The organism is Pseudomonas kielensis (assembly GCF_030505375.1).
GTDB lineage: Bacteria > Pseudomonadota > Gammaproteobacteria > Pseudomonadales > Pseudomonadaceae > Aquipseudomonas > Aquipseudomonas kielensis.
In genome coordinates this window covers 3,263,454-3,289,404 of the sequence record NZ_CP130043.1, presented here as the reverse complement: position 1 = coordinate 3,289,404, position 25,951 = coordinate 3,263,454, and the positions used below count along the sequence as shown (strand labels likewise).

Sequence of the window (25,951 nt, the reverse complement as noted above, 5' to 3'; positions counted from 1 at the left end):
ATAACCACGCACGACCACACTGAGCAAAGGAAACACAATGTCCAAACTCGCAGAATTCCGCCAGCTGGAAAAACATCTCGCCGAGCAGCTCCAAGCACTGGAAGCTTTAAAAGGTGATGATGGTCTGAAGAAAGAAATCGAGTTCGAAACCAAGCTGCGCAAGCTGCTCGATCAGTATGGTTTCAGCCTTAAGCACATCATCAATCTGCTGGATCCGCACTCCACGGCCCCTCGCAAATCTGCGGCTTCACCCGCCAGCACACGCAAACCACGCGAATTCAAGGTGTATAAAAACCCGAATACCGGGGAAGTCATCGAAACCAAGGGTGGGAATCACAAAGCGTTGAAGGAGTGGAAAGCAAAACACGGTGCCGACGTCGTCGAGGGATGGTTGAAGAAGTAAAATTGCTTCACCTGAAAAAGGGCCCAGCGGGCCCTTTTTGGTAAGGATGCTCGGCTGCAAAGATAAAAAATCTGGTCGTAAGCGCTAAGCTGAACGGCGAATCTCCTCTATATATCGTTGCATTCCGTAACGGCATCGAAGGCCGCTTTCGGCCCAGAGTGTGTAAAAACGCCTTCGCGAACACTTGCTATGATTTCTGAAGATTTCATCGCAAGGATCGCCCATGAAGCGCTTTATCCAAGGTGAACATCGAGGCCAAGGCACCTTACTTCCCGAGAGCCTCGACGACTACGTCAGCGATACCAATCCGGTGCGCGTAGTCGACGTTTTTGTCGACGAACTCAACCTGGTTTCCTTGGGTTTTGACGGTGCTATTCCGGCTGACACCGGCCGTCCCGCTTACCACCCCGCGATTCTGTTGAAGATATACATCTACGGCTATCTCAACCGCATCCAGTCGAGCCGACGCCTGGAGCGAGAAGCTCAACGCAACGTCGAGCTGATGTGGTTGACCGGGCGTTTGATGCCGGATTTCAAGACCATCGCCAACTTCCGAAAAGACAACAGCAAGGCCATTCGAGGCGTCTGTCGCCAGTTCGTTGTGCTCTGTCAGCAGTTGGGACTGTTCGGAGAAAATCTGGTCGCCATCGATGGCAGTAAATTCAAAGCAGTCAACAACCGCGACCGCAATTTCACCAGCGCCAAACTGAAGCGGCGAATGGAAGAAACTGAATCGAGCATCAACCGTTACCTGACAGCACTCGATGCTGCCGATCGGCAAGAGCCAACAGCCTCCGAGCCCAGCGCCGTGCGGCTGGAGGAGAAAATTGCCAAGCTGAAGACGCAAATGAAAGAGCTTAAAGCGATCGAAATCCAGCTCAACGAATCGCCGGATAAACAGGTCTCACTGACCGATCCAGACGCCCGCTCCATGATGACGCGCGGCACGGGAATTGTCGGCTACAACGTGCAAACAGCGGTCGACACCCAGAACCATTTGATCGTTGCTCATGAGGTCACCAACTTCGGTTCCGACCGAGATCAACTCAGCTCGATGGCGAAGCAGGCTCGCGATGCCATGGCGTCCGAAACGCTGGCGGTGGTAGCTGACCGAGGTTACTTCAAGAGTGAAGAAATCCTTGCCTGTCACGACGCGGACATCACTGCCTACGTGCCAAAGCCGATGACTTCAAGCGCCAAGGCGGATGGTCGATTCAACAAAGATGCGTTCGTTTATGACGCGACGAAAAACGAATACATCTGCCCGGCTGGAGAAGCGCTGCCTTGGCGCTTCTCCAGTATTGAGAAGGGCATGAATATGCACTGTTATTGGAGTTCGAAATGCCAGGGTTGCGCGCTGAAAACGCAGTGCACGCCGAGCAAAAATCGTCGAGTAAGGCGCTGGGAACATGAAACGGTGCTCGAGGAAATGCAGCGTCGGTTGAACGATGCACCGGACATGATGCGAATCCGAAAAAGGACAGTTGAGCATCCCTTCGGGACGCTCAAACAATGGATGGGCTCAACGCATTTCCTGACGCGCAAACTGGTTGGGGTAAGCGCTGAGATGAGTCTGAATGTACTCGCCTACAACATGAAGCGAGTTATGAACATTATCGGTACAGCAAGCTTGCTGAAGGCGATGGCGGTGTAAAGTCTCGGTTTTCTCTGCCCCAGAAGGCGCTCAACCGCTACATAACCGCTTTGGAACGTCAGTAATGCTTATCACGGAAAACGCTTGGGCAATCGCATCGCCCAGGAACGCCTGAATGACGCACTCGATATACGAAAGCGTTTTTACACACTCTGGGCCGGTAGCGGCCCTTCGGTGAATAGGGCACCGTGGCGGTACAGTCCTATCATTTACTGCATTCTATCATTCCCAAGTCATTCTACCTTCAAACCGTTATCGCGCCGCGCCCAAATAATGGCATGCCGTCTTCAAATCCAACGCATCTATCAGGTAATTATGATCACTTTTTTTTGTCAGTCCAATCTTGAATGTGTGACCAGAACTATAAAAAACGTCCAGATGATGAAGAGGGTGCATATCCCCACTAGCATGAACTGGATCATGATCGTAGCGTACGTAACCATCCTCTTGCATTAGAAGTTCTCTGAGCACAGTCCAACCGCCAGAATTGTGAAAAAGAAAGTCCGACACTGGAGTCGCGAAATCGAGGATATCATCAAACTCAAAAATTTCACCGCTTGCCATTACGCTCAATATATCCGAAGTCATCTGACTATCAACATCTACCCCAGAACCAGTTTTGAAATAAACGCGTTCATCTTCTAGAGTTACGCTAAACGGAAACCCAATTGAGTAGTGCTTGTTCTCAGAAAAGAAAAACAAACGACTCATTTGAGATACTACCAACTCAAAATACTGTCCTTCAGGTCGCGCGGTTAACACCGGCCCGACATCCATAAGCTTTGTTACCTTCATTAACAATACAATCACGTCCCTCCTAGTTCTGATCGGCTTAAAAACAAGGTCTGAATTCCATTCGGCGATAGTAAAATAGTATCTCTTCATTATCTACCAGCCATTTTACCGTAGTTGAACTCAACAACTTCCATAACCTCATCCCGATCAAAACTATCTCCGAGAGTAAATCTAACGGTTTCAGTCAAGTCGCTTCGGAATATCGGCAAGACATTAAGCTCATCGAAAATCCCACTCAAGAACTCATAGTAAGAAACCGTTCGACTGGTAAAGTTTATCTTGGTCCGAATTTTCTCTATCTCTTTCGGTGAAGGTGCTACTACCTCAATGCAGTCTGTTTTATTGATTCCACTGAGACCGGCCGTGATCTGATCATATATGATTTGATTAGGGCCCTGAGGAATCAAAAGATACGTTTTTATAAATGACCTAGTTAGCATCATGTATAGAGCATTTCTAAGGCTATGGCTCCTAGTTATTGTTTCCGCGACACATATTACAAATGGAAACTCAAGCCCTTTTACATGATTTCTGTTGCTGACGAATAAGAAATCTTTAATTTTTCGTTTCGACTCGTACGCTTTGTTTACTCGCCAAGTTAACTCACTCGGAATTTTCTGTTCTAAAATATCTGCTAGCCTAAAGCTGCGCTTGTTTGCATTGAGAAAGATAATCCCAATATCTTCAACTGTTGCAGTTGGATTATCACGCTTAATTTTGGCGACTATCTTGACAATAGCACTCGCAGTATCGCTACCGTCCTGAGCCTCATCTGCTCCCGTCAGTACAACTTCGGTGCTATCAAACGCATTGCTATCTACGTCTTCAAATCTTCTAAGTGGCTCTCTTGATAGGCGATACAATGTATCTGTTCTATCTTTCTCCACTATATATCCACAAGACCGCCACTCGTCGTCCGCCAACCACTGCAGCTTCTCAGCTTCGAATAGCCCCATACCTAAGGAATGCGCGAACATTAAAGTTCTAGGGTCAGTTCGGTAACACTTACTTAAAAGAAAATCAGGCTTAATATCACCTACGACGTCAGAAAATATATTTTGAAAAATATCTCCTGCGATATAAACCGTCTCCTTGGTAGCCTTCTGGCAAAGCTCAAAGAATGACTCAGGAAAATCTTGGCTTTCATCGATCAGCATATAGTCCAGCGCGAACTCTATATTATCTCCTTTAGCTTTTAGCTCCTCTAGCGCTTTTTTGCACGCGTTGTCAAATGACATGGATGGGCTATATCGATGGAAAGTCAATCCATAAAAATGACAGAAATAACGATATGCACCTGAATTATAATCCCCGCCTGACCCCCAAGCGTTGTCGCACCAAAGACGCTCAGACCATTCGATCTGCTGCTCCACTTTCATGAAGTTAAAGAAGTCTGGTATTCTCTTTTTTAGACTATCCGCCAATATTTTATTATGGCACGTAAAGAAAATACGGCTATCGTCTGAGGCCGTGTAGATTTCCTTCAGTTTATGCAGAAGAAGTTCAGTCTTTCCGGTTCCTGACAAGCCTTGAATTCTGACCACGGGCTTAGTATTTTTCTGATATACAAACCGTGTCTGCTCCCCATCGAAAAGCAAGATTTTTTGCTTGACCTTGTCTAAAAGATTATCAGGAACCGCTTCTTTAACACGATCGATATCGTTTATGCTTCCCGTGAGCAAAGAGATAAGCAGTTCGCATTTTTTTTGCCGATCTCCTGCAAATATTTTATATTCTTGAAGAATAGATGCCAGATCAAAATTATCGGGATCTATTACTACAGTACCGTATAGATCTCCCCAGGTTCGGGGGCGACCGATTATACTCTTGTATCGATATTTATCCGCGATCGCACTAAGGTCCTCCAAGAAGTCTTCTTGGAACTCCTCAAAGTCGGCCGCAGTACCACCAAGTCGCACAAACAAAATTTTGTGCTTCGGTACTAACAATACAAATCCGTCGTCATAGTCATAAGAGTACTTATTATCACCAAGAGGCTTGCTTACAATATATGCCTGCTCGAGATTTTTGTCAGCGTACGTCCTGACTGCCTCTACGAAATCATGGTTTTTATCGTTTTCTTCGATACTCATGTAGAAAAAACTACTAGCCATTTCCCCTCCCTGAATCAAATCACCGAGCTTTTAGTGGCGTTCTAGCATGCGCGCAAGCTCTAGTCAACTATTAAAGTTATCCTTACTATAAGGCACTGACAACGCTGAGGTTAACTTCCAGACCATTTAGCAGCATTAAACTAATTTCAGTATTTTTAATATGCTAAAAACCCTTCCATACAGCTTGGCTTGTGACACAATGCTTCATCATCGCATAGCATGGAGCAAGGCCAAGTGGACGAAACGTATTTCCCTACAACTGAAGAGTGGTTTTTACAGCTTCCGCTATACACTAAATATCCTTTGACTGATAAGAATATTAAAGCGTTTCAGAGTTTCGCCTCATACTATGGCTCCGTAGATACATACTGCCCAGAGTGCGGAAAGGATAGTATTTTTACGATTGAATCTCATGGGCTTGGTCGCAATGATTTTACCAAGATTCAATGGTGGGATTACTTCACTTACGTTGATATTATTACGCGTTGCTCTAGAAATAATGAGCATGTAGGTCGTTATAGTTTCAAGTTGAGCAAGGCTGATGGGCTCATGAAGGTCGGTCAATACCCTTCATTAGCGGATGCGGATAGTGTAAAAATCAGAAAGTATCGCAAGGTTTTATCTAAAGAGCAGCTTGAGGGATTTACGATAGCAGTGAGGCTTGCATCCGCTGGGGTAGGCGCAGGGGCTGTAGTTTATCTCCGCAGGATCTTCGAGTCACTAATCGAAGAGGCTCATCAAGAGGCGAGCAAAGACGAAAATTGGATCGCAGCGCATACGACCTATAAGACTGCCCGCGTAGCTGATAAAATAAAAGCACTCAAAAGTTATCTGCCTTCATATTTAGTCGAGCATCATGCTATGTACGGTGTTTTGTCCTCCGGTGTTCACGACATGTCAGAACAGCAATGTAATGAGCTATTCCCTGTACTTAAGGTTGGAATTGAGTTCATCCTGAAACAAAAAATCCAAAAGAAGGAGGAGCAGGAGTCAATCGCGGAGTTAAAGAAAATGCTAAGCAGTCAGTCGTTGAAATAGTGTTGATGTAGAGTGACCTAAATAACAGAGGTAGCACCGGGGTATTAATTTTACACTTGGGACGACCTCTGTTTTAGCTAGAATCTTTTTTCCATCAGTTGCATGAAGCGTTTGAGTTGAAAGAAGCTTATTCCGTGAGCAGCGCGAACACTGCGGTTCAAGAAGGCTGGAAATTATTGGCCATTGCACCGGGCGCCAATGGTGTGACCTATGTGTTGGGAAAGACGAAGCCCCCAGGCAGTGCGAAGATTGAGCCACTCAGAATATGAAACTGCCCTGGTACGCATAATAGAGACATTGTTCGCTGCCGTTGGCCGACTCGTACAGCGCTAAAACAAGCCAAAGTCGCGAAGGTTGGTGTTAGCTCTTAAACGCAGACACTTGCAGCGGAGCGAGCTTAATCAGCAAATCACCCGCACGATCAGCCAGCGCCTCAATCTCTTCGAAGTTCTCGTGCACAAGACACTCAAGGCGTTCTATTTCAGCGGCCAGAGGGATCGGAAACAGGTGGCAGGCTTCGTGCGTCAGGTCGCTAAGGCCGTCACTGTAACTGTCGACAATGTTCTGCATGGCCACACGCATCGTTTGGGCTTCCTGGGCCACCAGCAGTAACCGATAGGTCAGCTCAGTGCGCTGATCGCCACTCGCATTGGCCTCCGCAATCTGCTGAGCCAAAAGCTGATCCAGCGCGACCTCTGGCTTTTTCTTCTTCCAAAACATACCAACTCTCCCCGGCAATCGACCCGATAGCCTGGCATATCGCCTAAGACTGCGAGTAACGGCAATTTCGTCGAATCCGAAACCAAAAAACCCGCCAATGGCGGGGATTTTTTATAGTGGCTCACCAATTTTCGCGGCGCTCGGCGTGCTGATGCTCGATTCGATAGATTCTGATCATCTCCCCCTTTAGCGTGTAAGTTGCTCTGAAGGGATACTTCGAAATGATCAGCTCGCGGCAGTCGGGAATATCCGAAGCCTTACCCATTTGAGGGAAGGTCTCCAGCATCTCCAATGCTTCGATAATGTGAAACACCACGCCCTCTGAAGATTTAGCGCCTAACAACGGCGCGTAATGCTCATAGATACCATCGAGATCACTTTCCGCCTTGCTGGTTAATGCGATTTTCGGCACGGGCCACCCACTTAGCCTTCACGGCATCCAAGTCGACTAGGTTGCCTGCCTCTGCATCTGCAATGCCTTCAGCGACTGCTCGAAAATGCCAAGACTCGGACTCAACATAACGTGCTAGGGCACGCTTGAGGTGATATTGGCGATCCCGATCGGTTGCTTCGGCGAGTTGATCGAGCTGATTGATCAACTCGGATTCCACACGAAAGGACAGGACAGGCGAGGCCATGATAAACGCTCCAAAACGGCTTGTATACACTGTATTCAGTTGACACTGACGTCAACACTATAGCCAAATAATAACTATGTCAACAAAGCCGAATACTAATCAGAAGTCGCGCACCGAACCACTGCTCCGAAGACCAGTTCCCATAACGCCGCTTATGTAAAAAAGGCCCCCACATCTGTGCCAGGTGTGAGAGCCTTTTTGCTAGCTACCGTTCGCCGGAACTCCGTGGACTGGCGTACCAGCACCCCCTATGCTGGTTCACATACTTCTAACCCCTCACCGCGACAAGGAGACCCGCTCATGGCTACCCCTGAAGCAAATCCAAAGCCCGCCACATTCTCGTTCGGCCCACCCCGAGTAGAGCTGAACACGCCCTACCGTCAATACGCTTGGGGGGATCTGCTGGATAACCTGCACCGCGCCGAACATGACGGCACCGAGATCGAGGCTGATACCTTAAGGGCAAAGGACTTCATCCTAGACTTGGCAGTCGGTAAGCAGATTACGGATGTGCAGCGCGATCTGATGTACAACCTGCTGTCCGAGGCTCGCGAGGCAGCTGTGCGTCGCACCCGGCGACACGCTTAGGGCCGACGTCATGATCGGTCAGACCATTCAGTCCGATACTTTGAAAGTCCTGGTCAGCCAGCACGTGGTCCGGGAAGTCGTGGTGGGCCGGGTCAATGCTGATAATGCGAGGTGGACCCTATCGGTCCGCCTGGGCAGCCCCTCGGCGCGGCTGGTGCCGGTGCGCTCCCGACGTGAGCCGCTGCGCACCTGGGCCAGCCTGACGGCGGTGGGACGCTTTGCCGAGACCGTGGGCATCACCGGATTCAGTGTGGAGCTGTGACCGGTGACATTTGAATCGCCCCGGGTTTCGTAGACACCTCCATGCCTTAAACTGAGGCCAATCAGGAGGTGCCATGAGCAACCCACGTTATCCCGAAGAATTCAAAATCCAAGCGGTCAATCAAGTGACCGAGAAGAAGTTGCCTGTCGCTGATGTGGCGGCGCGTCTTGGCGTGTCGACGCATAGCCTCTATGCCTGGATAAAGCGCTACAGCAAACCTCAGGCAGAACGGCAGCAAGACGATGATCAGCACGCTGAACTGCGTCGTCTGCGAGCCGAACTCAAGCGGGTCACCGAAGAGCGAGACATCTTAAAAAAGGCCGCCGCGTACTTTGCCAAGGAGTGCGGTTGAAGTACGCCTTTATCAAGCAGCGAGCGGGCGACTATTCGATTCGACGGCTTTGCCTGACGCTGAAAGTCCATCCCAGCGGTTATTACGCCTGGCTGTCTGAGCCGCAATCTGTACGCGCCAAAGACGACCAGCGACTGCTGGGTTTGATCAAGCATTCCTGGCTGGAGAGCGGTGGCGTTTATGGCTATCGCAAAGTCCATGACGATCTGCGCGAAGTCGGTGAGGATTGTGGTCGGCATCGTGTGGCGAGGCTGATGCGTCTTGAAGGTCTGCGCTCTCAGACAGGGTATCGACGCCGTCCTGGCAAATACGGCGGTAAGCCAGCGGTCGCCTCACCCAATTTACTGAAGCGCCAGTTCGATGTCGTAGAACCCAACAAAGTTTGGGTCACCGACATCACTTACATTCGTACGTATGAAGGCTGGCTGTATTTGGCGGTGGTGCTGGATCTGTTTTCTCGTCAGGTCGTTGGCTGGTCAATGAAGTCGCAGATGACCAGTGATTTGGCCATTGATGCGTTATTGATGGCGGTTTGGAGGCGAAAACCGAAACAAGAGGTGATGGTTCACTCCGACCAGGGCAGCCAGTACAGCAGCTCCGATTGGCGCAGTTTTTTGAAGGCAAACAATTTGGTTGCCAGCATGAGCCGCCGAGGCAATTGTCATGACAACGCCGTGGCTGAGAGCTTTTTCCAGCTTCTGAAACGGGAACGAATCAAGCGGAAAATCTACACCTCACGGCAAGATGCTCGTAGTGATGTGTTCGATTACATCGAGATGTTCTACAACCCAAAACGCCGCCATGGTTTCAACAATCAGCTGTCACCGGTAGAGTTTGAAAAACGTTACGCAATGAGCTTGCAAGGTGTCTAGAGAATCCGGGGCGATTCAAGCTTCAAGGCCAGTTGCAACATCTCCACCACACGTAGCCCACCCGCATTTGTCCCCTGAGGTAGTGCTGTCGGATTATGAAGCGCTGATCTTCCTTGTTTTCGCTAGTTTGATGAAAGCGTTACACGATTCGTCGTTGCTACACCGCGCATACGAAATGCTTTCAGCGCGTGTAACGTTTGTTTTTTCCCTTATATTCAAAGACTTATACAACTTTGTTACACCAGTAACACGAATTACACCCCATTTGACAGGTATCTGCCCCACTCCCCGTAAGCAATGAGTTCCACCAGCGAGGAGATTCCAGCGGGAGCCGGGGCCCCTGAGGTGATGAGACACATACGGGGTCGGAAACCCGCGGGACTTTGTTAGCGCACAGGCGCCCAGCTTAGTGAACAGGTGAACCGGGTGAACACACAGTTCACCAGTGCAGTTGCACAGATGATGGGAGGTCGCCGGGGACCCTGAGCGTTTCCGAATGACACGGGGCACAAAACCCGCGCGTTCGTGTTAGCGGCTGGATTTTTGAAGTTGGTTGACAGGTTGACGGAGTTGACTCGGTTGACGAACGCCTTGCGTGCGTTATCAGCAACACAAAGGGCCATCGTTACCGATGCGGTAATGATGCCCTCTTTTCAACCAGATCCTTTCAATTTCAACGACTGAAATTTCAGTAACTTTCAGAACCTCCCACTAACTCAGTCCCGCGGGTTTCCTACCCCGTGTCCGAAGGAAAACCTCAGGGGCCCCGGCAGTTTTTGAACGCCGGGCGCGCAGGTCGAGATCAAATCACACCCGTCGGCTAGGATGACTAGCGAAGCTAACGACCAGTTGGCCCCCAGTGATAGGGAAAGTGATATGGATATGGTTCGTGTGAACTCAACTGCAATCACCGCTGTTGGCTATGACGGTGCCACAGGTCGAATGAAGATCACGTTCAAGCAAGGGCGGACTTACGACTTTTGCCGAGTGCCCTCTCACATCCATAAGGGGTTGATGGACGCAGCATCCAAGGGATCATATTTTGATAGGGTCATCAAAGATCGTTACCAGTGCAAGTAGGCAGGCAACCAGTCGTCAGGCTTGCCCTGGGTAACCCTCAATGTCTCTACCGAAGGATTTGCATGGTGCTGTGGAGACTCCTCATACTAGGCCAGCACACGAGATCATGTATCCCTACATGTATCCCCAGCTAGCAAACCTCTCTGGAGGCCTTGAGTTTACTGGAACACTACAGTCTCCCTCGGGCACCATATAGCAGTATCTGAAAGTCTCTACCAGACTATCAGACCCAGAGAAACCGGCCACTTGAGCCGGTTTTTTTGTGTCTGTCTTTCTACCCCTGCATCCCTCTGCTTGCCCCCCCTGAGAAAAAACCAAACAGCACGCTCTCCGCCCCCACGCTCTTAACCCCCCCAGCTTCTCAGCCCCCACCCACCACGACCCAATGCGCGATCCAGCTACGACGAGTATCGTGTTCCCCATCGATACCCTCGCTGCGGATCGGATGATGACCAGAAGCATTTTCTACGCCTTGGGTGCCGCTGCGCTCTTTGGGGCCAGCACACCGCTTGCCAAGGTTCTGGGGCTGAACATCTCTCCGGTCTTGCTCGCCGGGTTGCTGTACCTGGGGAGCGGCTTGGGCTTGACGGTCAGTCGGTTGATCCGTGATCGCGGCTGGCAGCCTGTCGGCCTGACTGCATCGGAGTGGCCGTGGCTTATTGGCGCGATTGTTTTCGGTGGGGTGCTGGGGCCGGTGTCGTTGATGTTTGGGCTGACCCTGACCTCCGGCACCACCGCTTCGCTGTTGCTGAACCTTGAAGCCGTGTTGACCGCACTACTGGCGTGGATGGTTTTCAAGGAGAACGCTGACAGGCGGATCGTCATGGGAATGATCGCAATAGTGGCGGGCGGCGTAATGCTGGGTTGGCCTCAAACGTCAGCGCAGATCAATGGCTGGGTTGGGCCGAGTGCAGTCGCAATCGCATGCCTTTGCTGGGCCGTTGATAACAACCTGACTCGCAAGGTTTCAGCATCGGATGCGTTGTTCATTGCAGGCATCAAGGGGCTGGTCGCCGGGGTGGTCAATTGCACCCTGGGGATTGCGCTGGGCATGCATCTCCCCGAGTGGCCTCTGCTCGGCCCCACCCTTCTCGTAGGTTTCCTGGGATACGGCGTGAGCCTGGTGCTTTTCGTGCTGGCGTTACGGGGGCTGGGAACAGCGCGGACCGGCGCGTGTTTCTCGACCGCGCCCTTCCTGGGCGCAGCTGTTTCAATTGTGTTTCTGGGCGAAGCCGTGTCATGGGTGTTTTGGGTTGCTGCGGGCCTGATGGGGATTGGAGTCTGGATCCACCTCACCGAGAGTCATTCACACGAGCATCAACACGATCCGCAGACCCATGACCATCCGCACGTTCACGACGAGCACCATCAACATGAACATGCCTTTGAGTGGGAGGCGTCCGAGCCTCATAGCCATGTGCATGAACACGCCCCCCTGCGCCACAGTCACCCGCACTTTCCTGACATCCATCACCGGCATAAACACTGAGGGGCAGCCCTCGGCATAGCGCCGTATCTGAAACCGGCGGCGCCAACCGCAACCCCACAGACCGACTAGACTTCTTCACTCCAGTGCCGCAGGTCCCTGCAGGCACTCCCCGAAGCTGTCATTCCCACCGAATTGAACTGAGTACACAATCATGTGTGAATCATGCGATTCAGGCTCTGTTTCAAAAGTGAACACTCGTCGTGATTTTCTTCGTCTTGCCGGACTGGGTGCCGGCGCGCTGCTGCTGGCCGGTGCATTGCCCGGCAGGCTTGCTCAGGCGGCCGAGGCAACCTCCGCGCCGCCCAAGCCGAAAAACGTCATCAGCCCGGATGACGCCCTCAAACGACTGATGGCCGGCAATGAGCGGTACGTCAGCGGCAACTCCGAAACGCACGATTTCAAGGACGAACGTGAAGCCTTGGTCTCCGGCCAGAATCCCTTCGTGGCAGTCCTGAGTTGTTCCGACTCGCGCATCGCGCCCGAATATGCGTTTGATACCGCGCGCGGCGATCTTTTCGCGATACGTGTGGCAGGCAACTTCGTCACCGATGAGGGCTTGGCGAGTCTTGAATACGGTGTCGCGGTGCTGGGCGCCCCGCTCATCCTGGTATTGGGGCATGAGCGATGCGGCGCCATCGAGGCCGGCATCAAAGCCGTCAAGGATCACACGGTGTTCCCCGGGCACATCCCGAAACTGACGGACGCACTCAAGTCCTCTATCGAGAGCGTGATCAAGCAACCCGGGGAACTGGTGGAAAACGCGACCGTGCAAAACGTCAAAGACTCGGTCGAGCGCCTGAAGAAAGCCACGCCCCTGCTGACCGATGCGCTCGACACAGGCAAGTTGAAAATCGTCGGCGGCATTTATCGCCTGGCGACCGGCAAAGTCGAGCTGATTGCCTGAACCGTGCTGGCTGCAATCCTGTACCCCTGACGATATAATCGGCCCGCAGCCACGGATGACATCGACGCCTCCCACGGCCCGCCAATTAAAAAGAGACCTTGTTTATCAAGGTCTTTTTTCGCCCGCAGAAAAGTGACCCGCACCACCCCACACCACCGCACAAGGACCCCCTCCATGGACCGCGCCCTGGAAACCGTCGCCCTCTTCGCCCTCAAGCTGGTTCACGAGACCGAAGGCCACAGCCCGATCCTGCGTGACGATCCGATCATGGATGACTACCAGCGGGAGGTGTTCCAGTTGCTGGTGCGGCGCGGCGAGGTGGCGGCGATCCAGTTGAAGGTGGCGACCTGCGTTGGCCTGGCGCTGACGGCCCTGGGCGGGGTGGACAAACCCATGGGCCGTGAGCTTGCAGCGCCTGGCCATAGATTTCGGCCAGGCGCAGACGCTGGAGCAGATGCAGGCTCCGCTCCTGGCGCTCAGGGATTACCTGAAAGACATTCAGTGACCGCCCAGGCGTGCCCTACTCGTCCTTGCCCGACGCACGCACGGCGACTTCGATCGCCCGCACGCTGATCGCCGCGAATATCGCGGTCATCAGCACGCCGTTGAACCCCAGCAGAATCGCCAGCACCCGCGAGACGCCCAGCTTGGGCACCAGCTCGCCATACCCGATGGTCAAGCCCGTCACAAAGCCGAAATAGACGCCGTCCAACGGCGGCCAACCCTCCAGGTAGCTGATGATCAGGCCGACCACCACGATCAGCAAAAACAGGATGGAGAAAATCGGCCAGACGACGCGAAAGTAGAATCCGACGGCTTTGTAGAACTCACGACGCACGTGCGCTGAATGCTTGGATGTCATGGTGTGGGGTTCCTGGGGATAGGCCGGGCTGATGGCGCATTGGGACCCCACCAGCTTGGCACAGGCTTCAGATAACCGTGGTCAATTGTTGATTATTTGTGTGCAACGACCGCCGGCGTCTTGGGCCGAGTCTGGATCAACCCTGCCACCAGCGCCGCCAGAATCAACAGGATCGACAGCCCTTCATGGAGCTCCACCCGGTGCCCCAGCATCAGCACCGAACCGGCCACCCCGAACACCGGGATCAGCAACGACAGCGGCGCCACCCTGGACACCGGGTACTCGCGCAGCAACAGGTTCCAGCCCCAGTAACAGAAGTGGGTCGCCGCGTAGACCTGGAACAACAGGGAAAACAGCGCCAGCCACTGGAAGTGCCGGACCAGCCCGGTAAAGGGTGCCGAGCCATGGGCCAGCCAGGTCAGGAACAGCAAGGGAATCGGCGGAAACAGGCTGGCCCACACCACAAAGGCAAACATCTCACGCACGTTCGACTGTTTGATGATGACGTTGCCGACACTCCAACTGAAGGCGCTGACCAGCAACAGTGCATAACCCAGGGTTGTGGCCTGACCGGGGCTGTTGACGATGATGCACAGCAAGCCCACCACCGCCAGTCCCACGCCCACTAATTGACCAAGGCGCAAGCGCTCGCGAAACAGCAGCACGCCCCAGCCCAGGGTGAAAAAGGCACTGAACTGCACCAGCAGTGCCGCCGTCCCGGGCGGTACCCCCAGCTCGATGCCCAGGTTGATCAACGCCCACATCGCCACCCCGAAAATCAGGCCATAAGCCGCCAACCAGCCCAAGGCGATCGGCGGGCGGCGCACAAAAAACACCCAGGGCAATGCAGCCAGGGTGAAACGCAGGGCCGTCAGCAATAGTGGATCAATTGCCGCCAGGCCCAGTTTGGTGACCGGAAAGTTAAGACCCCAGACCGCCGTCACCAACACGGCGAGGATCAGGTGTTTGTTGTGCATGCTGAGCCATTCCACAAAATGAAGCCGACACTCTGGGTCATCCGCACCACGGCCCGCTTGCACTATCAGGTCATAGATCGGTAGATTTGGGCCATGCGCGACATTGATATCGATCCCTACGAACACACGCCCCGCGATGCCGTGGTGACCGCCAACGACTACTGCGACGGCCTGCACTTTGCCCGGCACAGCCATCAGCGCGGGCAATTCGCCTACGCCGCCTGCGGGGTGATCACGGTGTTCACCGACCAGGGCAACTGGGTGGTGCCGCCACAACGGGCCATCTGGGTCCCGGCCCACGTCCCCCACGAAATGCACATGCACGGGCCGGTGACCATGCTCAACAGCTACATCCACCCCATCGCCAGCACACGCCTCGGCCTGCCGGCGCACTGCCAGGTGTTTGGTGTGTCGGCGCTGCTGCGCCAACTGTTGATCAGCGCCATGGACGTGCCGGCGCTGTATGCCGAGGACCAGCGGGACGGCTACCTGATGAACCTGCTCCTGCACGAAATCGCCGCCATGCAGCCGCTGTCGCTCAATGCGCCGCTGCCCAGCGAGCCACGCCTGGCCCAGGCCTGCAGCCAGTTGCTGGAGCAGCCGTCATTGGCGGTCGGGATCGACGACATGTGTCGCCAGGTTGCCATGAGCCGCCGCACCTTCACCCGGCTGTTTCGCGAGCAGACCGGGATCAGCTTTGTCGAATGGCGCCAGCAGGCGTGCCTGTTGATGGCCGTGGTGCGCCTGGGCAATGGCGAGCCCGTGACGCGGGTGGCAACGGATCTGGGCTATAGCAGCCCGAGTGCGTTCACCGGGGTTTTTCGGCGGGTGCTGGGGCAGGCGCCGAGTCGCTATTTCGCGCAAAATAGCCCGGCTTGATTCGCCGCTGGCGCGTCACTCACACAAAGGTCTCCATGGATGAGTACAACCTTGATGATGTCTTGCACGGTAAACAACGGTCAGCCCCTCGCCCCAGCCCCCGAGCCGGTCAGCGTGCCCTGGTGGAGCTTCGGTAAAACCGTGCTGGCGGCCACGGCGCTGACCCTGGTGCGCGATGGCCTGGTCGCTCTGGACGAACCGGTCGCGCAAGGCCCGTTCACCTTGCGCCAACTGCTGCGCCATGAAGCCGGGCTGGCGGACTACGGCGAACTGGCGCAGTACCACGCGGCCGTTGCCCGGCATGAAACCGCGTGGTCGGCCGAGGAGATGCTGCAACGCCTGGACGCGGCGCGGCTGCGTTATGCGCCGGGCAGTGGCTGGGGTTATTCGAATGTCGGTTACCTGTACATCGCCCAGTTGATCGAGCAGGTCACCGGCCTGGGGCTGGAAGAGGCGTTGATCCAACGGGCGCTGGCGCCTTTGGATGTCGTTCAGGTGCGGCTCGCCAAAGTGCCCGGCGACCTGCAAGGCCTGGCCCCGGCCTACGATCCGGCGTGGGTCTATCACGGCCTGTTGCTCGGACCGCTGCAGCAGGCCGTGACCTTCCTTGATCGGCTGCTGAGCGGGCATTTGTTGCCGGATCAGTTGCTGACCGAGATGCAGACCCTGCGTCAGCTCGGTGGACCGATCCCTGGCCGGCCTTGGGTGTCTGCCGGTTATGGCCTGGGGGTCATGAGCGGCGCGGTAGCCGGGGGCTTGCACCTGTGCGGGCATACCGGCGGTGGGCCCGGCAGTGTGGTGGCGGTTTATCGGGCCACGGATGGCGAACATTCGGCGAGCTGTGGGGCGTTTCTGCAGGGGGGTGTGGATGGGGATGTCGAGGCGACGGTGGTCCGTGACTTGAGACTAGCCCTGGGCAGTCTCCAATAACCCAACTGCGCTTTGTAGTAGGCCCCGGCTTGCCCGCGACGCCCTCAGGGGCACCGCATCAATCCAGGCAGCGGGCGTTATCGTTGACGTCCATCGCGAGCAAGCTCGCTCCTACATAAACGGAGTGGGCCAAGACCACTGCCGACGGCACCGTAATGACCGGCTACGAATTCTGGACCATCGATGGCCAGCCCATCGCCCGCGAAGGCGATGAAGTCGCTTGTCCAGCCTGCGACAGCACTGGCGTCATCGTCTGCGACGGTCCGCACCTTGTGGATCTCATGCAAGGACGCCCCACCGCCCTGGACGGTGACCTCTGTCATTGCAAGTGCGCCCCACCACCACGCCTGATCGCCAACCAGACCCTGCAGTGCCAGGAGTTCAAGGACCTCGCACCAGATCCGCGCTTCACGCCGCCGTCCGCTTCGGCCACATCCCAGCTGCCTGCAACTGGGCCGCGCTCCTCCAATTTTCTGGACGTGTATCCGTTGCATGTTTTTTATCAGGAGCGGGGGCTGTCGGCGCTTGAGGCCTGCTTGCCTTCGCGCAAAAACATCTATGGAAATGGTCAGTATCCGGTGCTGTGGCCTGTGGCGCAGGAGAGGCTGGAGTTCGGTACTAACTACGAGGAAATCCTGCAAGCATTTCAGGCCATCGAGGGCGGCCGTATCGCTGTGGGTGTTAAGTTTCTCGCGACGCACGAACAGGTCAATATCTTGCAGCCGACAATGTACAGCGACCTGAAATTAGTCGCCTTGCTGCGTGGCAATCATCTCTCCCACGTTGTTAATTTTCCCTCGGGCGCCGCACAAGCCATCGAGCTGACGCTGGCCAGCCAGTGTCAGCGGGTCGATGACAGACGCACAATCGGATTCGACAGTAATCTCTTTGCCGACCTGTCCGACGTCAAGCAGCGCATGAGCTTTGTGCTCAAGGCCGCCGCGAAATTTGATGAGTTGCTGCAAGGAAATGATCGCCACCTGATTACCCAGTCGATTCGGAATATCGCTTCAGCTCAGGCCTTACGATGACCTGGTTCGCAACGCTGGGTTGGCAATATCAGCGGATTGCACAGGTGTTCGTTATTCTTTTGACGCTGGCGGCGATTCGCCTGTGTGCTCAATCCGGTGAGCCGGAGATTGCGCTGGTAATTGGCGAACCCTATGAGGCCATGCGCCAACGCTCCAGCGCTGCGATTGCTCCGGCCATCCCCAGGGAAGTGTCCTTCAATATTCCCAAGTCGGATGCGCGCTTGCGATTCACAGACCCTCAATATGGATTTGTGACGCCGTCGGCGCGTTTTTTTACGGTGATATACCGAGATGAGTTGATTCACAGTATCCGCATGTCCCCGCAAATCGAACCCCTGTTGCTCGAAGACACCCTCAGGGTAGTGCTCGATTTACAGGAACAATGGCACAAAGCAGGATGGGTGCCGATCCGCGTCGAACAAGACCCTCCGTTCGCCGACACGCCTCAATGGCGTGCCCGGTTGCGAGATGTGAACAAAGGCGGAACCTCTTACTGGCAGGCAGGGAACCAGTATCAGGTGATGCTGGTGGTCAATCGCTTCAAGGACATCAAGCGCCCGACAGAAGAGCGCTACCTGATCAAGCTGGCACTGGCCAGGCCTTGGGTGAAGCCCTGACCTGTCCCTACCCCTCCAACACCGGCAACACCACCCTCGCCTCCAGCCCGCCGATCTTGCGGTTTCTCACGGTCAGCTCGCCACCGTGCTCCAGCACAATCGCCCGGGCGGCCGAGAGGCCGAGGCCGACGCCGCCGGTGCTTTTGTTGCGCGAGCCTTCCAGACGATAGAAAGGCATGAATACCTGTTCATGGCTTTCCTTGGGGATGCCCGGGCCGCGATCCAGCACGCGGATGGTCACGTGGTCGTCGTGGCTGCGCAGTTCAATGGCCGGTTCGCTGGCGTATTTGAGGGCGTTTTCCAGCAGATTGGTGATCACCCGCTTGAGCCCCAGCGGACGGCCGAGGTAGGCCAGGCGCGGGGGGCCGCTGAAGGGGATGTCGATGGACTGGTCACGGTAGTCGTCGATCAGGGTTTGCAGCAGCTCGGCCAGATCGAACGGCGTGGCTTCTTCGAGGCGGGCGTTGTCGCGGAAGAACTCCAGGCTGGAATTGATCATCGCGTGCATCTCGTCGACGTCGCGGAACAGCTTGGCCTGCAGTTGCGGGTCGTCGATGAACTCGCCGCGCAGGCGCATGCGGGTCAGCGGTGCGCGCAGGTCGTGGGAGATGGCGGCGAGCATCTGCGTGCGGTCCTTGATGAAGTGCTGCAACTGGGCCTGCATCGCATTGAACGCGAGGATCGCCTGGCGGATTTCCAGCGGCCCCAACGGTTTGATCGGCGGCGCCCGGAAGTCCACGCCAAAGCGCCGCGCGCCCTGGGCAAAGGTCTGCAGCGGCCGGGCCAGGCGACGGGTGGCGATCAGCGCCACCAGGCCGGTTGACAGCAACACCAGGACGATCACGATCAAGTTGCGCGCCCAATGCTCCAGGCCCCAACTGCGCGAAGGCATGCTGAACATCAGCCAGGAGCCGTCGGTCAACTGCATCGCCATGGCGTACTGACCGTCCTGTTGTGGCCAGTCCGCCGGTTGATAGGCTTCCAGGTGTTGGCTGTTGAACAGTTCGTGAGCCTTCGGCGTGTTGGCCCGGGTGGCCGCCTCGGGGGTTGCCGGCAGGCCCAGGGCCGCATGGCTCGGGCTCCAGCGGATGCCCAGGCTACTGTCGCTGGCGGCAGCCGCCAGTTGTGGGCGCTGCGCGGGGTCGGAAGCGGCAATGACCCGGCTCAGGGAGGAGAGTTTTTCCAGCAGCCCGGTCTCGGTCAAAGGCGGGTAGGCCCACACCCCGGCCACCTGGGTGAACAGGGCGTAGAAGCCCAGCGAGGTGAGCATCGCCAGTATGGTGGTGAGGGCGATCCAGCGGGTCACGGTGTCCCGCGAGCGCAGGCACCAGCCCGCCCGCCAGCCTTTCATTGGCGGGTCACGCTTGGGGTGAACAGGTAACCGCCGTTGCGCACGGTGCGAATCATTTCCGGGCGTTTGCTGTCGATTTCCAGTTTGCGCCGCAAGCGGCTGACCTGGACATCGATGCTGCGGTCGAAGGCTTCGTGGGTGCGTCCCCGGGCCAGGTCCAGCAGCAGTTCACGGGTGAGGATGCGCTGCGGGTGCTCGACGAATACCAGCAACAGGTCGAACTCACCGGCCGACAAGGGAATCATCACTTGGTCGGGCGAGCGCAATTCGCGGCGCGTGAGATCCAGTTGCCAGTCGGCGAATTTGATCAGCGGATGCGGCACCTGGCCGGTCAACGGCCGGACTTCGCCCACCCGGCGCAACACTGCACGCACCCGCGCCAGCAATTCGCGGGCGTCGAAGGGCTTGCTCAGGTAGTCGTCGGCGCCCATTTCCAGGCCCACCACCCGATCGCTCAGCTCGCCCATGGCGGTGAGCATGATCACCGGCGTGGTGTATTGCTGGCGCAGGCGCTGGCACAGGGTCAGGCCGTTGTCGCCGGGCATCATCAAGTCGAGGATGATCAGGTCCGGCATTTGCTGCTCGAGTGCCGCCCACAGCGCGACGCCGTCGGTGGCCACGGCCACGTCATAACCTTGCTGGACAAAAAACTTACTCAGCAGATCGAGGACCTCAAGGTCGTCGTCCACGATCAAAAGATGGCTCACCGGCGGGCATCACTCAACGACTGATAGTGCGGATATCTAAAACCATTCGGCGCGCCGCGTCATTTATTTCATCCCGGTCACAAAGCGTCGACGCGGTAAAAAACCAGACATCTTTGCGCAAGACGCGGATGCCAGGATCAAGCTCCTTTTCTACGAAGACTGTTCCCCATGCCTTTGTTCAAGCGCTCCCCTGCACTGTTTCGCAATGCCGCACTGCTGCTGAGCTTGACCTATCTGTACGGATGCTCCAGTCGCACCTCGACCGATAACCCCATGACCTGCGCGCAAGTCAGCTACCCGCTGTACGACCCGGCCGAGCCGGTCAACCGCGGGATCTTCGCCTTCAACCAGGTGATTGACGAGTACGCCGTCGCGCCGGTCGCCCGAGGCTACGGCTACACGCCGGAATTTTTCCAGTTGGGCCTGCACAACTTCACCACCAACTTCAACGAGCCGACGGTGTTCCTCAACGACCTGTTGCAAGGCAACGGCAAGCGCTCGCTCAACACCCTGGGGCGCTTCACCCTCAACAGCACCGCCGGCTTGCTGGGGGTGATCGATGTCTCGGACTCCCTGGAAATTCCGCGCCACCGCTCCGATTTCGGCCAGACCTTCGGCGTCTGGGGCATCCCGGACGGACCGATCGTCGAAATCCCGGTGCTGGGTACCGCCAACAGCCGCGATGCCGTGGGCAAGGTACTGGCCGTGGCGGTCAACCCGTTCGGCGACAGCAGCGATACCGTCGAGACCCTGACGACCGTGGCCAGTGTCGGCGGCACCATCGACAAGCGCGCCGAAGCGCTGCCGCTGACCGACGCCCTGCAAGCCCTGCCGGACTACTACAGCGCGCTGCGTGACGTCAGCGCCGAAAAACGCGCGGACTTTGTCCTGGAGGGCAAGCGCGGCGCGTCCGGCCTGCACGACGATCTCTGCACAGAAGCTCCAACCGATGCCACGTAACAGCCCGTCGCTGATGCTCGAGCAACGCCTGGTCAAGCGCGCCAACGCCGGCCTGCACTGCAGCGAAACCAGCCTGCGGCTGTCGGAGGACGAGCGCGAACTGATCCTCAGCCGCTACATCGAACTCTACCGCCCCGAAGGCGTGGAGTGGGTCGAACGCAGCCACCGGGTCTCGGTCACCGCCCTGCTGCGCTGGATCATCGCCCAAGGCGAGGCGCTGCCAGTGGAGCAAGGCCAGGAACTGCCGGCGCGCCAGGCAATGAACTGAATTGCGCCGACAAGGGCCGCCTTCAAGTTGGGTTATCATCGCCGGCTTATTTTGCCCTGGAGCTTCGCCCCGGATGTCCACGCCAGCCCCACACACCCACACTTGCGCACCTCTGCCCGCCGTCCTGGTCGGCCCGCTGCTGCGGCGCCTGGAACCGACGCGCCTGGTGCTGTGGCTGGTGGGGTCGCGGGAGCTGGCGCTGACCTTGCGCCTGGCGCCTGTGGGCGACCTGATGCTCGATGCGTCGCAGTGCCGGGTCATCCCGGTCGGCACCCATGCCTTTGTCCACCTGATCGACATCCAGCTGGACAGCGCCCTGCCCCAGGACGTCTGCATTGACTACGACCTGTTGATCCGCGAGGACGACGCCAGCCTGCTCGGCATTGCCCAGTGGGCCCCGCATTTGCTCTACGACCAGGCCCAGTGCCCGAACTTCGTCCTGCGCAGCCGCATCGATCAACTGCTGCACGGCTCGTGCCGCAAGCCCCATCACCCAGCCAATGATGGCTTGCTCTGCGTCGACCAATTGCTGGCGACGGCCCATGAACCGAGCCAACGCCCGGCACTGCTGATGATGAGCGGCGACCAGGTCTACGCCGACGATGTGGCCGGGCCGATGTTGCGGGCCATCCATGCACTGATCGAACGCCTGGGGCTGTACGGCGAGCACCTGGACGGCGCAGTGGTGCAAGACAGCGCCGCGCTCTACCAGCACCCGGCCAGCTACTACCATCGCGCCGACCTGCTGCCGGCGCTGGAAAGTAACGACAGCCTGCGCGAGCGGTTTTTTGGAGGTGCGCGCAAGCCGATCTTCACCAGCAGCAGCGCCGACAATCACCTGGTGACCTTCGCCGAAGTCATGGCCATGTACCTGCTGGTATGGGCCCCGACCGCCTGGACCCTGATCGACCCGCAACCACCGGTGCTGACAGCCGAGCGCCGTGAGCGCTACGCCCTGGAACAGACCCGGATCGACGGCTTCAAGCAGGGCCTGGGCAACGTAGCCCGGGCGTTCGCCCACCTGCCCTGCCTGATGATCTTCGACGACCACGACATCACCGACGACTGGAACCTCAGCGCCCAGTGGGAAGAAACCGCCTACGGCCATCCGTTCTCCAAGCGCATCATCGGCAACGCCCTGCTCGCCTACATGTTGTGCCAGGGCTGGGGCAACAACCCGGATGCCTTCAGCGCGCTGCTGGAGAAAACCCGCGACCTCAACCCCCAGGGCGGCTACCTGGACAACAGCGCCCAGGATGAATTGATCGGCGACCTGCTGAAATTCCAGCAATGGCACTACGTGCTGCCAACCTCCCCGGCACTGGTGGTGCTCGACACCCGCACCCGGCGCTGGCGCAGCGAGTTCAACCTCAAGCAGCCCTCGGGCCTGCTGGACTGGGAAGCCCTCAGCGAGTTGCAGCAGGAATTGCTCGACCACCCTTGCGCCATCATCGTGTCGCCGGCGCCGGTGTTCGGCGTCAAGCTGATCGAAACCGTGCAGAAAGTCTTCAGTTGGTGCGGCTACCCGCTGCTGGTGGACGCGGAAAACTGGATGGCCCACCGTGGCGCGGCGCAGGTCATCCTCAACATCTTTCGCCACTCGCGCACGCCCGGCAATTACGTGATCCTCTCTGGCGATGTGCACTACTCGTTCGTCTACGAGGTGCTGATCCGGCACCGCACCGCCGGGCCACGGATCTGGCAGATCACCAGCAGCGGTATCAAGAATGAATTCCCGCCGAGCCTGCTGGAGTGGTTCGACCGCCTCAACCGCTGGCTGTATTCGCCACGTTCGCCGCTGAACTGGCTGACCAAGCGCCGACGCATGCAAGTGGTGCCCCATGTGCCCGAGCACGCAGAGGCCGGCGAGCGCCTGTGGAATTCGGCGGGCATCGGCCAGGTGTTTTTCAATCAACAAGGCCAGCCGCAAGCGATCTACCAGCACAACGCCAATGGCGCCGAAAAAACCCGGATGGTGGCGCCGACGGTCGATTGACCACGGCCCCCACACCAACGCAGTACTCACCAGGTCTACGAAGGATACGTATGCTCACACGGAACAAGATGGTCCCCGAACTGACGGTCAGCGACATCCAGCAGAGCCTGGCGTTCTGGACCGACCTGATTGGTTTTCAGATCGCCTACGAACGCCGCGAAGAAGGCTTTGCCTACCTGGATTTAGACGGCGTGCAAGTGATGCTCGAACAGTACATCGCCGCGGACGACGAGCAATGGCACACCGGCGCACTGCAAGCGCCGTTTGGCCGCGGGATCAATTTCCAGATGACGGTGGAGCGGGTCGAACCGATCCTGGCCCGCCTGGCCGCGGTGCAATGGCCGCTGTTTTGCCCCTTTGCCGATGCCTGGTATCGCTCCGGCGAGGTGGAGGTCGGCCAGCGTGAATTGATCGTGCAGGACCCCGACGGCTATCTGTTGCGACTGGTCGAAGCCCTGGGCGAAAGGCCCCTGCGCTAACGCCATGGCCTGCGCCGACGGGGTTATCCGTTTATCAATAATGCTTATTTGGCCCCCGGCGCGATTGACCCTAAAGGCCTGGCACGCCCCTAATGAAAGACCATCAGCAGCCGGTCGGGGGCGCGTCAGCCGGTAAACAGCCCTGCGCCGCACACCGGCTTCGCGCTCCAGCCACCGCTGGACTACCCTTGCTGCACCTTGAATGTTCAGTGCCACACCGCGACGCCCCATCTGCCTGACACGCTGTGCAACCACTCAGAGAACGACCCATGCTCAGAGATATTTTAATTATTCTTACGGCATCGCTGGTGGTCATTGCGCTGTTCCGGCGCTTGAACCTGCCACCGATTCTTGGCTACCTGTGTGTCGGCTTGCTGATCGGGCCGCAGGCACTGGGTTGGGTCAGTGACTCCGAAGGCCTGCCCTACCTGGCGGAGCTGGGCGTGGTGTTCCTGCTGTTTTCCCTGGGCCTGGAGTTTTCGCTGTCGAAAATGCTCGCCCTGCGCAAAGTGGTGTTCGGCCTGGGCAGCCTGCAGGTGCTGGTTTCCAGCGTGCTGTTGGGTGGAGCCCTGTACATGGCGGGCTTGCAGCCCAGTGCCGCGGTGCTGTTGGGGGCCGGCCTGGCGCTGTCGTCCACGGCCATCGTCAGCAAAGAGCTGACCAGCCTGGGCGAGGTCTTCAGCCCCCATGGCCAGAACGCCATTGGCGTGCTGCTGTTCCAGGACGTGATCGCCGTCCTGCTGCTGACCATGGTGCCGGTGTTTTCCGGGACGTCCGGACAGGCCTGGTATTGGGCGCTGCCGATTACCCTGGGCAAGACCGTGGTGCTGTTTGCCGGCCTGTTCCTGATCAGCCGCTGGCTGCTGCCCAAGCTGTTCGACGAGATCGCGGCCTCGCGCTCCGCCGAACTGTTCGTGTTGTTGGCCCTGGTGATTGTGATGCTGACGGCCTGGCTGACCCACCTGCTGGGGCTGTCGCCTGCACTGGGGGCATTTCTGGCGGGCATGCTGCTGGGTGAAAGCAGCTATCGCCACCAGATCGAGGCCGACATCCGGCCCTTCCGGGATATTTTGCTCGGGGTGTTTTTTGTCAGTATCGGCATGCTGATCGACCTGAAAATCTTCCAGAGCCACGGTTTGCTGATTGTCGGCCTGACCCTGGCGCTGCTGGTGACCAAGGGCCTGGTGGTCGCCCTGATCCTGCGGTTCACTGGCAACAACAGCGAAACCGCCTGGCGCAGCGGCCTGGCCCTGGCCCAGGGTGGCGAGTTCTGCTTTGCCCTGATGACCCAGATGCAAGCCAACAACCTGGTTTCCAAGGAACTGAGCGGGCTGTTGCTGACCGCGACCTTCTGTTCGATGGTGGTCACCCCGCTGATGCTGCGGGTCGCGCCGGCCATCGCCAAGCGCCTGCACCGGGCGCCGTACGATGCGCTCAACATCGATGAAATCGCCCAGCAAAGCCAGGAACTGCAGGGGCACGTGATCATCTGTGGCTACGGCCGTGTCGGCCGGGCCATTGGCCGGGTGTTGCAGGGTGAGCAGTATCGGTTTGTCGCGGTCGATGATGACCCCGCGCAAATCCAGCATGGGCCCGAGCACAAGCATGTGCACTACGGTGATTCGCGGCGCCTGGAGCTGCTCACCGCCCTGGGGATAAGTCGCGCCCGCCTGGTGGTGATCGCGGTGAATGACCCGGACGCGGCAATGGCCATTACCCACGCCGTGCGCCAGATCAACAGCACCATCGAAATCGTCGTGCGTACCCAGGACGACAGCCAGACGGTCGAGTTGAAAACGGCCGGCGCCACCGAGGTCATCCCCGAAGTGCTCGAGTCGGCGCTGACCATGGCCGCCCACACCCTGATCATGCTCGGCACCTCCAAAGAGCGTGTGCAACTGCGGGTCGAGGACGTTCGCCGCAATCGTTACCGCTTGCTGTAGGCCAGATAAAAGCCAATCCACCGTCACGGATACACGGGCGCC

At 57.2% G+C, this 25,951-nt stretch carries 27 protein-coding genes and 2 pseudogenes; 20 read left to right on the top strand and 9 right to left on the bottom strand.

The features are described 5' to 3' along the window. The first annotated feature begins 37 nt into the window (after positions 1-37). Positions 38-403: a histone-like nucleoid-structuring protein, MvaT/MvaU family gene (locus tag Q1W70_RS15415; protein ID WP_302097525.1), complete on the top strand. Its 366-nt coding sequence runs from the start codon at positions 38-40 to the stop codon at positions 401-403. Positions 404-626: 223 nt separating this feature from the next. After that, the gene (locus Q1W70_RS15410) at positions 627-2,057 is read left to right on the top strand and encodes an IS1182 family transposase (RefSeq protein WP_302097524.1); all 1,431 of its coding nucleotides are present in this window, start codon (positions 627-629) and stop codon (positions 2,055-2,057) included. Between the two features lie 252 nt (positions 2,058-2,309). On the opposite strand, the gene Q1W70_RS15405 is transcribed toward Q1W70_RS15410, so the two are convergent. Both Q1W70_RS15405 and Q1W70_RS15400 read right to left on the bottom strand, forming a co-directional pair. Further along, a complete protein-coding gene (locus Q1W70_RS15405; protein ID WP_495675372.1) occupies positions 2,310-2,942 on the bottom strand; it encodes an STM2766 family helicase-associated protein in 633 nt (210 codons plus the stop codon). After that, on the bottom strand, positions 2,942-4,966 hold the full coding sequence (locus Q1W70_RS15400; protein ID WP_302097522.1) for an STM2767 family DEAD/DEAH box helicase: 2,025 nt from the start codon (positions 4,964-4,966) through the stop codon (positions 2,942-2,944). Before Q1W70_RS15400 ends, Q1W70_RS15405 begins: the two co-directional genes overlap by 1 nt. A gap of 234 nt (positions 4,967-5,200) precedes the next feature. Here Q1W70_RS15400 and Q1W70_RS15395 point away from each other — a divergent pair, with 234 nt between their 5' ends. Beyond that, positions 5,201-6,004 carry a hypothetical protein gene (locus Q1W70_RS15395; RefSeq protein ID WP_302097521.1) on the top strand — a complete coding sequence of 268 codons (804 nt, stop codon included), beginning with the start codon at positions 5,201-5,203 and terminating at the stop codon, positions 6,002-6,004. Between the two features lie 360 nt (positions 6,005-6,364). On the opposite strand, the gene Q1W70_RS15390 is transcribed toward Q1W70_RS15395, so the two are convergent. The 3 genes from Q1W70_RS15390 to Q1W70_RS15380 all read right to left on the bottom strand — a co-directional run bounded on the left by Q1W70_RS15390 (position 6,365) and on the right by Q1W70_RS15380 (position 7,362). Then, positions 6,365-6,724, bottom strand: coding sequence for a hypothetical protein (locus Q1W70_RS15390; protein WP_302097520.1), 360 nt, complete (start codon positions 6,722-6,724; stop codon positions 6,365-6,367). A gap of 121 nt (positions 6,725-6,845) precedes the next feature. Continuing rightward, positions 6,846-7,136 (bottom strand): type II toxin-antitoxin system RelE/ParE family toxin, encoded by a 291-nt coding sequence (locus Q1W70_RS15385; protein WP_302097518.1) that lies wholly within the window; start codon positions 7,134-7,136, stop codon positions 6,846-6,848. After that, positions 7,099-7,362, bottom strand: a complete 264-nt coding sequence (locus Q1W70_RS15380; protein ID WP_302097517.1) for a CopG family ribbon-helix-helix protein — start codon at positions 7,360-7,362, stop codon at positions 7,099-7,101. The genes Q1W70_RS15385 and Q1W70_RS15380 overlap by 38 nt, the downstream gene beginning before the upstream one ends. A 300-nt stretch (positions 7,363-7,662) precedes the next feature. Here Q1W70_RS15380 and Q1W70_RS15375 point away from each other — a divergent pair, with 300 nt between their 5' ends. The 7 genes and pseudogenes from Q1W70_RS15375 to Q1W70_RS15345 all read left to right on the top strand — a co-directional run bounded on the left by Q1W70_RS15375 (position 7,663) and on the right by Q1W70_RS15345 (position 13,414). Beyond that, positions 7,663-7,950: a hypothetical protein gene (locus Q1W70_RS15375; protein ID WP_302097516.1), complete on the top strand. Its 288-nt coding sequence runs from the start codon at positions 7,663-7,665 to the stop codon at positions 7,948-7,950. Between the two features lie 10 nt (positions 7,951-7,960). Further along, a complete protein-coding gene (locus tag Q1W70_RS15370) occupies positions 7,961-8,212 on the top strand; it encodes a hypothetical protein (protein WP_302097514.1) in 252 nt (83 codons plus the stop codon). 73 nt (positions 8,213-8,285) lie between these two features. Continuing rightward, a protein-coding gene (locus Q1W70_RS15365) for an IS3-like element ISPsy29 family transposase (RefSeq protein ID WP_094991499.1) occupies positions 8,286-9,436 on the top strand; the annotation gives its coding sequence in 2 pieces (ribosomal slippage) (positions 8,286-8,520 and positions 8,520-9,436; 1,152 coding nt in all). An 825-nt stretch (positions 9,437-10,261) separates the two neighbouring features. After that, positions 10,262-10,516: a KTSC domain-containing protein gene (locus Q1W70_RS15360; protein ID WP_367186714.1), complete on the top strand. Its 255-nt coding sequence runs from the start codon at positions 10,262-10,264 to the stop codon at positions 10,514-10,516. 448 nt (positions 10,517-10,964) lie between these two features. After that, a complete protein-coding gene (locus Q1W70_RS15355) occupies positions 10,965-12,005 on the top strand; it encodes an EamA family transporter (protein WP_302098894.1) in 1,041 nt (346 codons plus the stop codon). Between the two features lie 151 nt (positions 12,006-12,156). Then, a complete protein-coding gene (locus Q1W70_RS15350; protein ID WP_182342188.1) occupies positions 12,157-12,909 on the top strand; it encodes a carbonic anhydrase in 753 nt (250 codons plus the stop codon). 174 nt (positions 12,910-13,083) lie between these two features. Further along, a pseudogene (locus Q1W70_RS15345) lies at positions 13,084-13,414 on the top strand (hypothetical protein). A 15-nt stretch (positions 13,415-13,429) separates the two neighbouring features. On the opposite strand, the gene Q1W70_RS15340 reads toward Q1W70_RS15345, so the two are convergent. Together Q1W70_RS15340 and Q1W70_RS15335 are read right to left on the bottom strand one after the other, a co-directional pair. Further along, positions 13,430-13,771, bottom strand: coding sequence for a potassium channel family protein (locus tag Q1W70_RS15340; RefSeq protein WP_166593152.1), 342 nt, complete (start codon positions 13,769-13,771; stop codon positions 13,430-13,432). A 92-nt stretch (positions 13,772-13,863) separates the two neighbouring features. Further along, the gene (locus tag Q1W70_RS15335; protein ID WP_302097512.1) at positions 13,864-14,748 is read right to left on the bottom strand and encodes an EamA family transporter; all 885 of its coding nucleotides are present in this window, start codon (positions 14,746-14,748) and stop codon (positions 13,864-13,866) included. A gap of 93 nt (positions 14,749-14,841) precedes the next feature. Between Q1W70_RS15335 and Q1W70_RS15330 the strand changes: the two genes are divergently transcribed. The 5 genes and pseudogenes from Q1W70_RS15330 to Q1W70_RS15315 all read left to right on the top strand — a co-directional run bounded on the left by Q1W70_RS15330 (position 14,842) and on the right by Q1W70_RS15315 (position 18,205). Continuing rightward, positions 14,842-15,627, top strand: a complete 786-nt coding sequence (locus Q1W70_RS15330; RefSeq protein WP_265536765.1) for an AraC family transcriptional regulator — start codon at positions 14,842-14,844, stop codon at positions 15,625-15,627. Between the two features lie 54 nt (positions 15,628-15,681). Further along, positions 15,682-16,557 carry a serine hydrolase domain-containing protein gene (locus tag Q1W70_RS15325; protein ID WP_302098893.1) on the top strand — a complete coding sequence of 292 codons (876 nt, stop codon included), beginning with the start codon at positions 15,682-15,684 and terminating at the stop codon, positions 16,555-16,557. 143 nt (positions 16,558-16,700) lie between these two features. Then, positions 16,701-16,877 (top strand): annotated as a pseudogene (locus Q1W70_RS27295) (PAAR domain-containing protein); the annotation flags it as partial. Further along, complete coding sequence (locus Q1W70_RS15320) at positions 16,860-17,588, top strand: DUF2515 family protein (protein ID WP_436799885.1); 729 nt, start codon at positions 16,860-16,862, stop codon at positions 17,586-17,588. The pseudogene Q1W70_RS27295 and the gene Q1W70_RS15320, both read left to right, overlap by 18 nt. Further along, positions 17,585-18,205, top strand: coding sequence for a hypothetical protein (locus Q1W70_RS15315; RefSeq protein WP_302097511.1), 621 nt, complete (start codon positions 17,585-17,587; stop codon positions 18,203-18,205). Before Q1W70_RS15320 ends, Q1W70_RS15315 begins: the two co-directional genes overlap by 4 nt. Before the next feature lie 7 nt (positions 18,206-18,212). Here Q1W70_RS15315 and Q1W70_RS15310 read toward each other — a convergent pair whose 3' ends face one another. After that, the gene (locus Q1W70_RS15310; RefSeq protein WP_182342194.1) at positions 18,213-19,556 is read right to left on the bottom strand and encodes an ATP-binding protein; all 1,344 of its coding nucleotides are present in this window, start codon (positions 19,554-19,556) and stop codon (positions 18,213-18,215) included. After that, positions 19,553-20,263 (bottom strand): response regulator, encoded by a 711-nt coding sequence (locus tag Q1W70_RS15305; RefSeq protein ID WP_166589669.1) that lies wholly within the window; start codon positions 20,261-20,263, stop codon positions 19,553-19,555. The genes Q1W70_RS15310 and Q1W70_RS15305 overlap by 4 nt, the downstream gene beginning before the upstream one ends. A gap of 168 nt (positions 20,264-20,431) precedes the next feature. Here Q1W70_RS15305 and Q1W70_RS15300 point away from each other — a divergent pair, with 168 nt between their 5' ends. The 5 genes from Q1W70_RS15300 to Q1W70_RS15280 all read left to right on the top strand — a co-directional run bounded on the left by Q1W70_RS15300 (position 20,432) and on the right by Q1W70_RS15280 (position 25,909). Next, a complete protein-coding gene (locus Q1W70_RS15300; protein ID WP_166589670.1) occupies positions 20,432-21,223 on the top strand; it encodes an MlaA family lipoprotein in 792 nt (263 codons plus the stop codon). Beyond that, positions 21,213-21,491 (top strand): hypothetical protein, encoded by a 279-nt coding sequence (locus Q1W70_RS15295; protein WP_166589671.1) that lies wholly within the window; start codon positions 21,213-21,215, stop codon positions 21,489-21,491. Before Q1W70_RS15300 ends, Q1W70_RS15295 begins: the two co-directional genes overlap by 11 nt. Positions 21,492-21,564: 73 nt before the next feature. Then, positions 21,565-23,487, top strand: coding sequence for an alkaline phosphatase D family protein (locus tag Q1W70_RS15290; protein ID WP_166589672.1), 1,923 nt, complete (start codon positions 21,565-21,567; stop codon positions 23,485-23,487). A 50-nt stretch (positions 23,488-23,537) separates the two neighbouring features. Beyond that, on the top strand, positions 23,538-23,966 hold the full coding sequence (locus Q1W70_RS15285) for a bleomycin resistance protein (protein WP_166589673.1): 429 nt from the start codon (positions 23,538-23,540) through the stop codon (positions 23,964-23,966). A gap of 269 nt (positions 23,967-24,235) precedes the next feature. After that, the gene (locus tag Q1W70_RS15280; protein ID WP_166589674.1) at positions 24,236-25,909 is read left to right on the top strand and encodes a cation:proton antiporter; all 1,674 of its coding nucleotides are present in this window, start codon (positions 24,236-24,238) and stop codon (positions 25,907-25,909) included. The last annotated feature ends 42 nt before the right edge of the window (positions 25,910-25,951 follow it).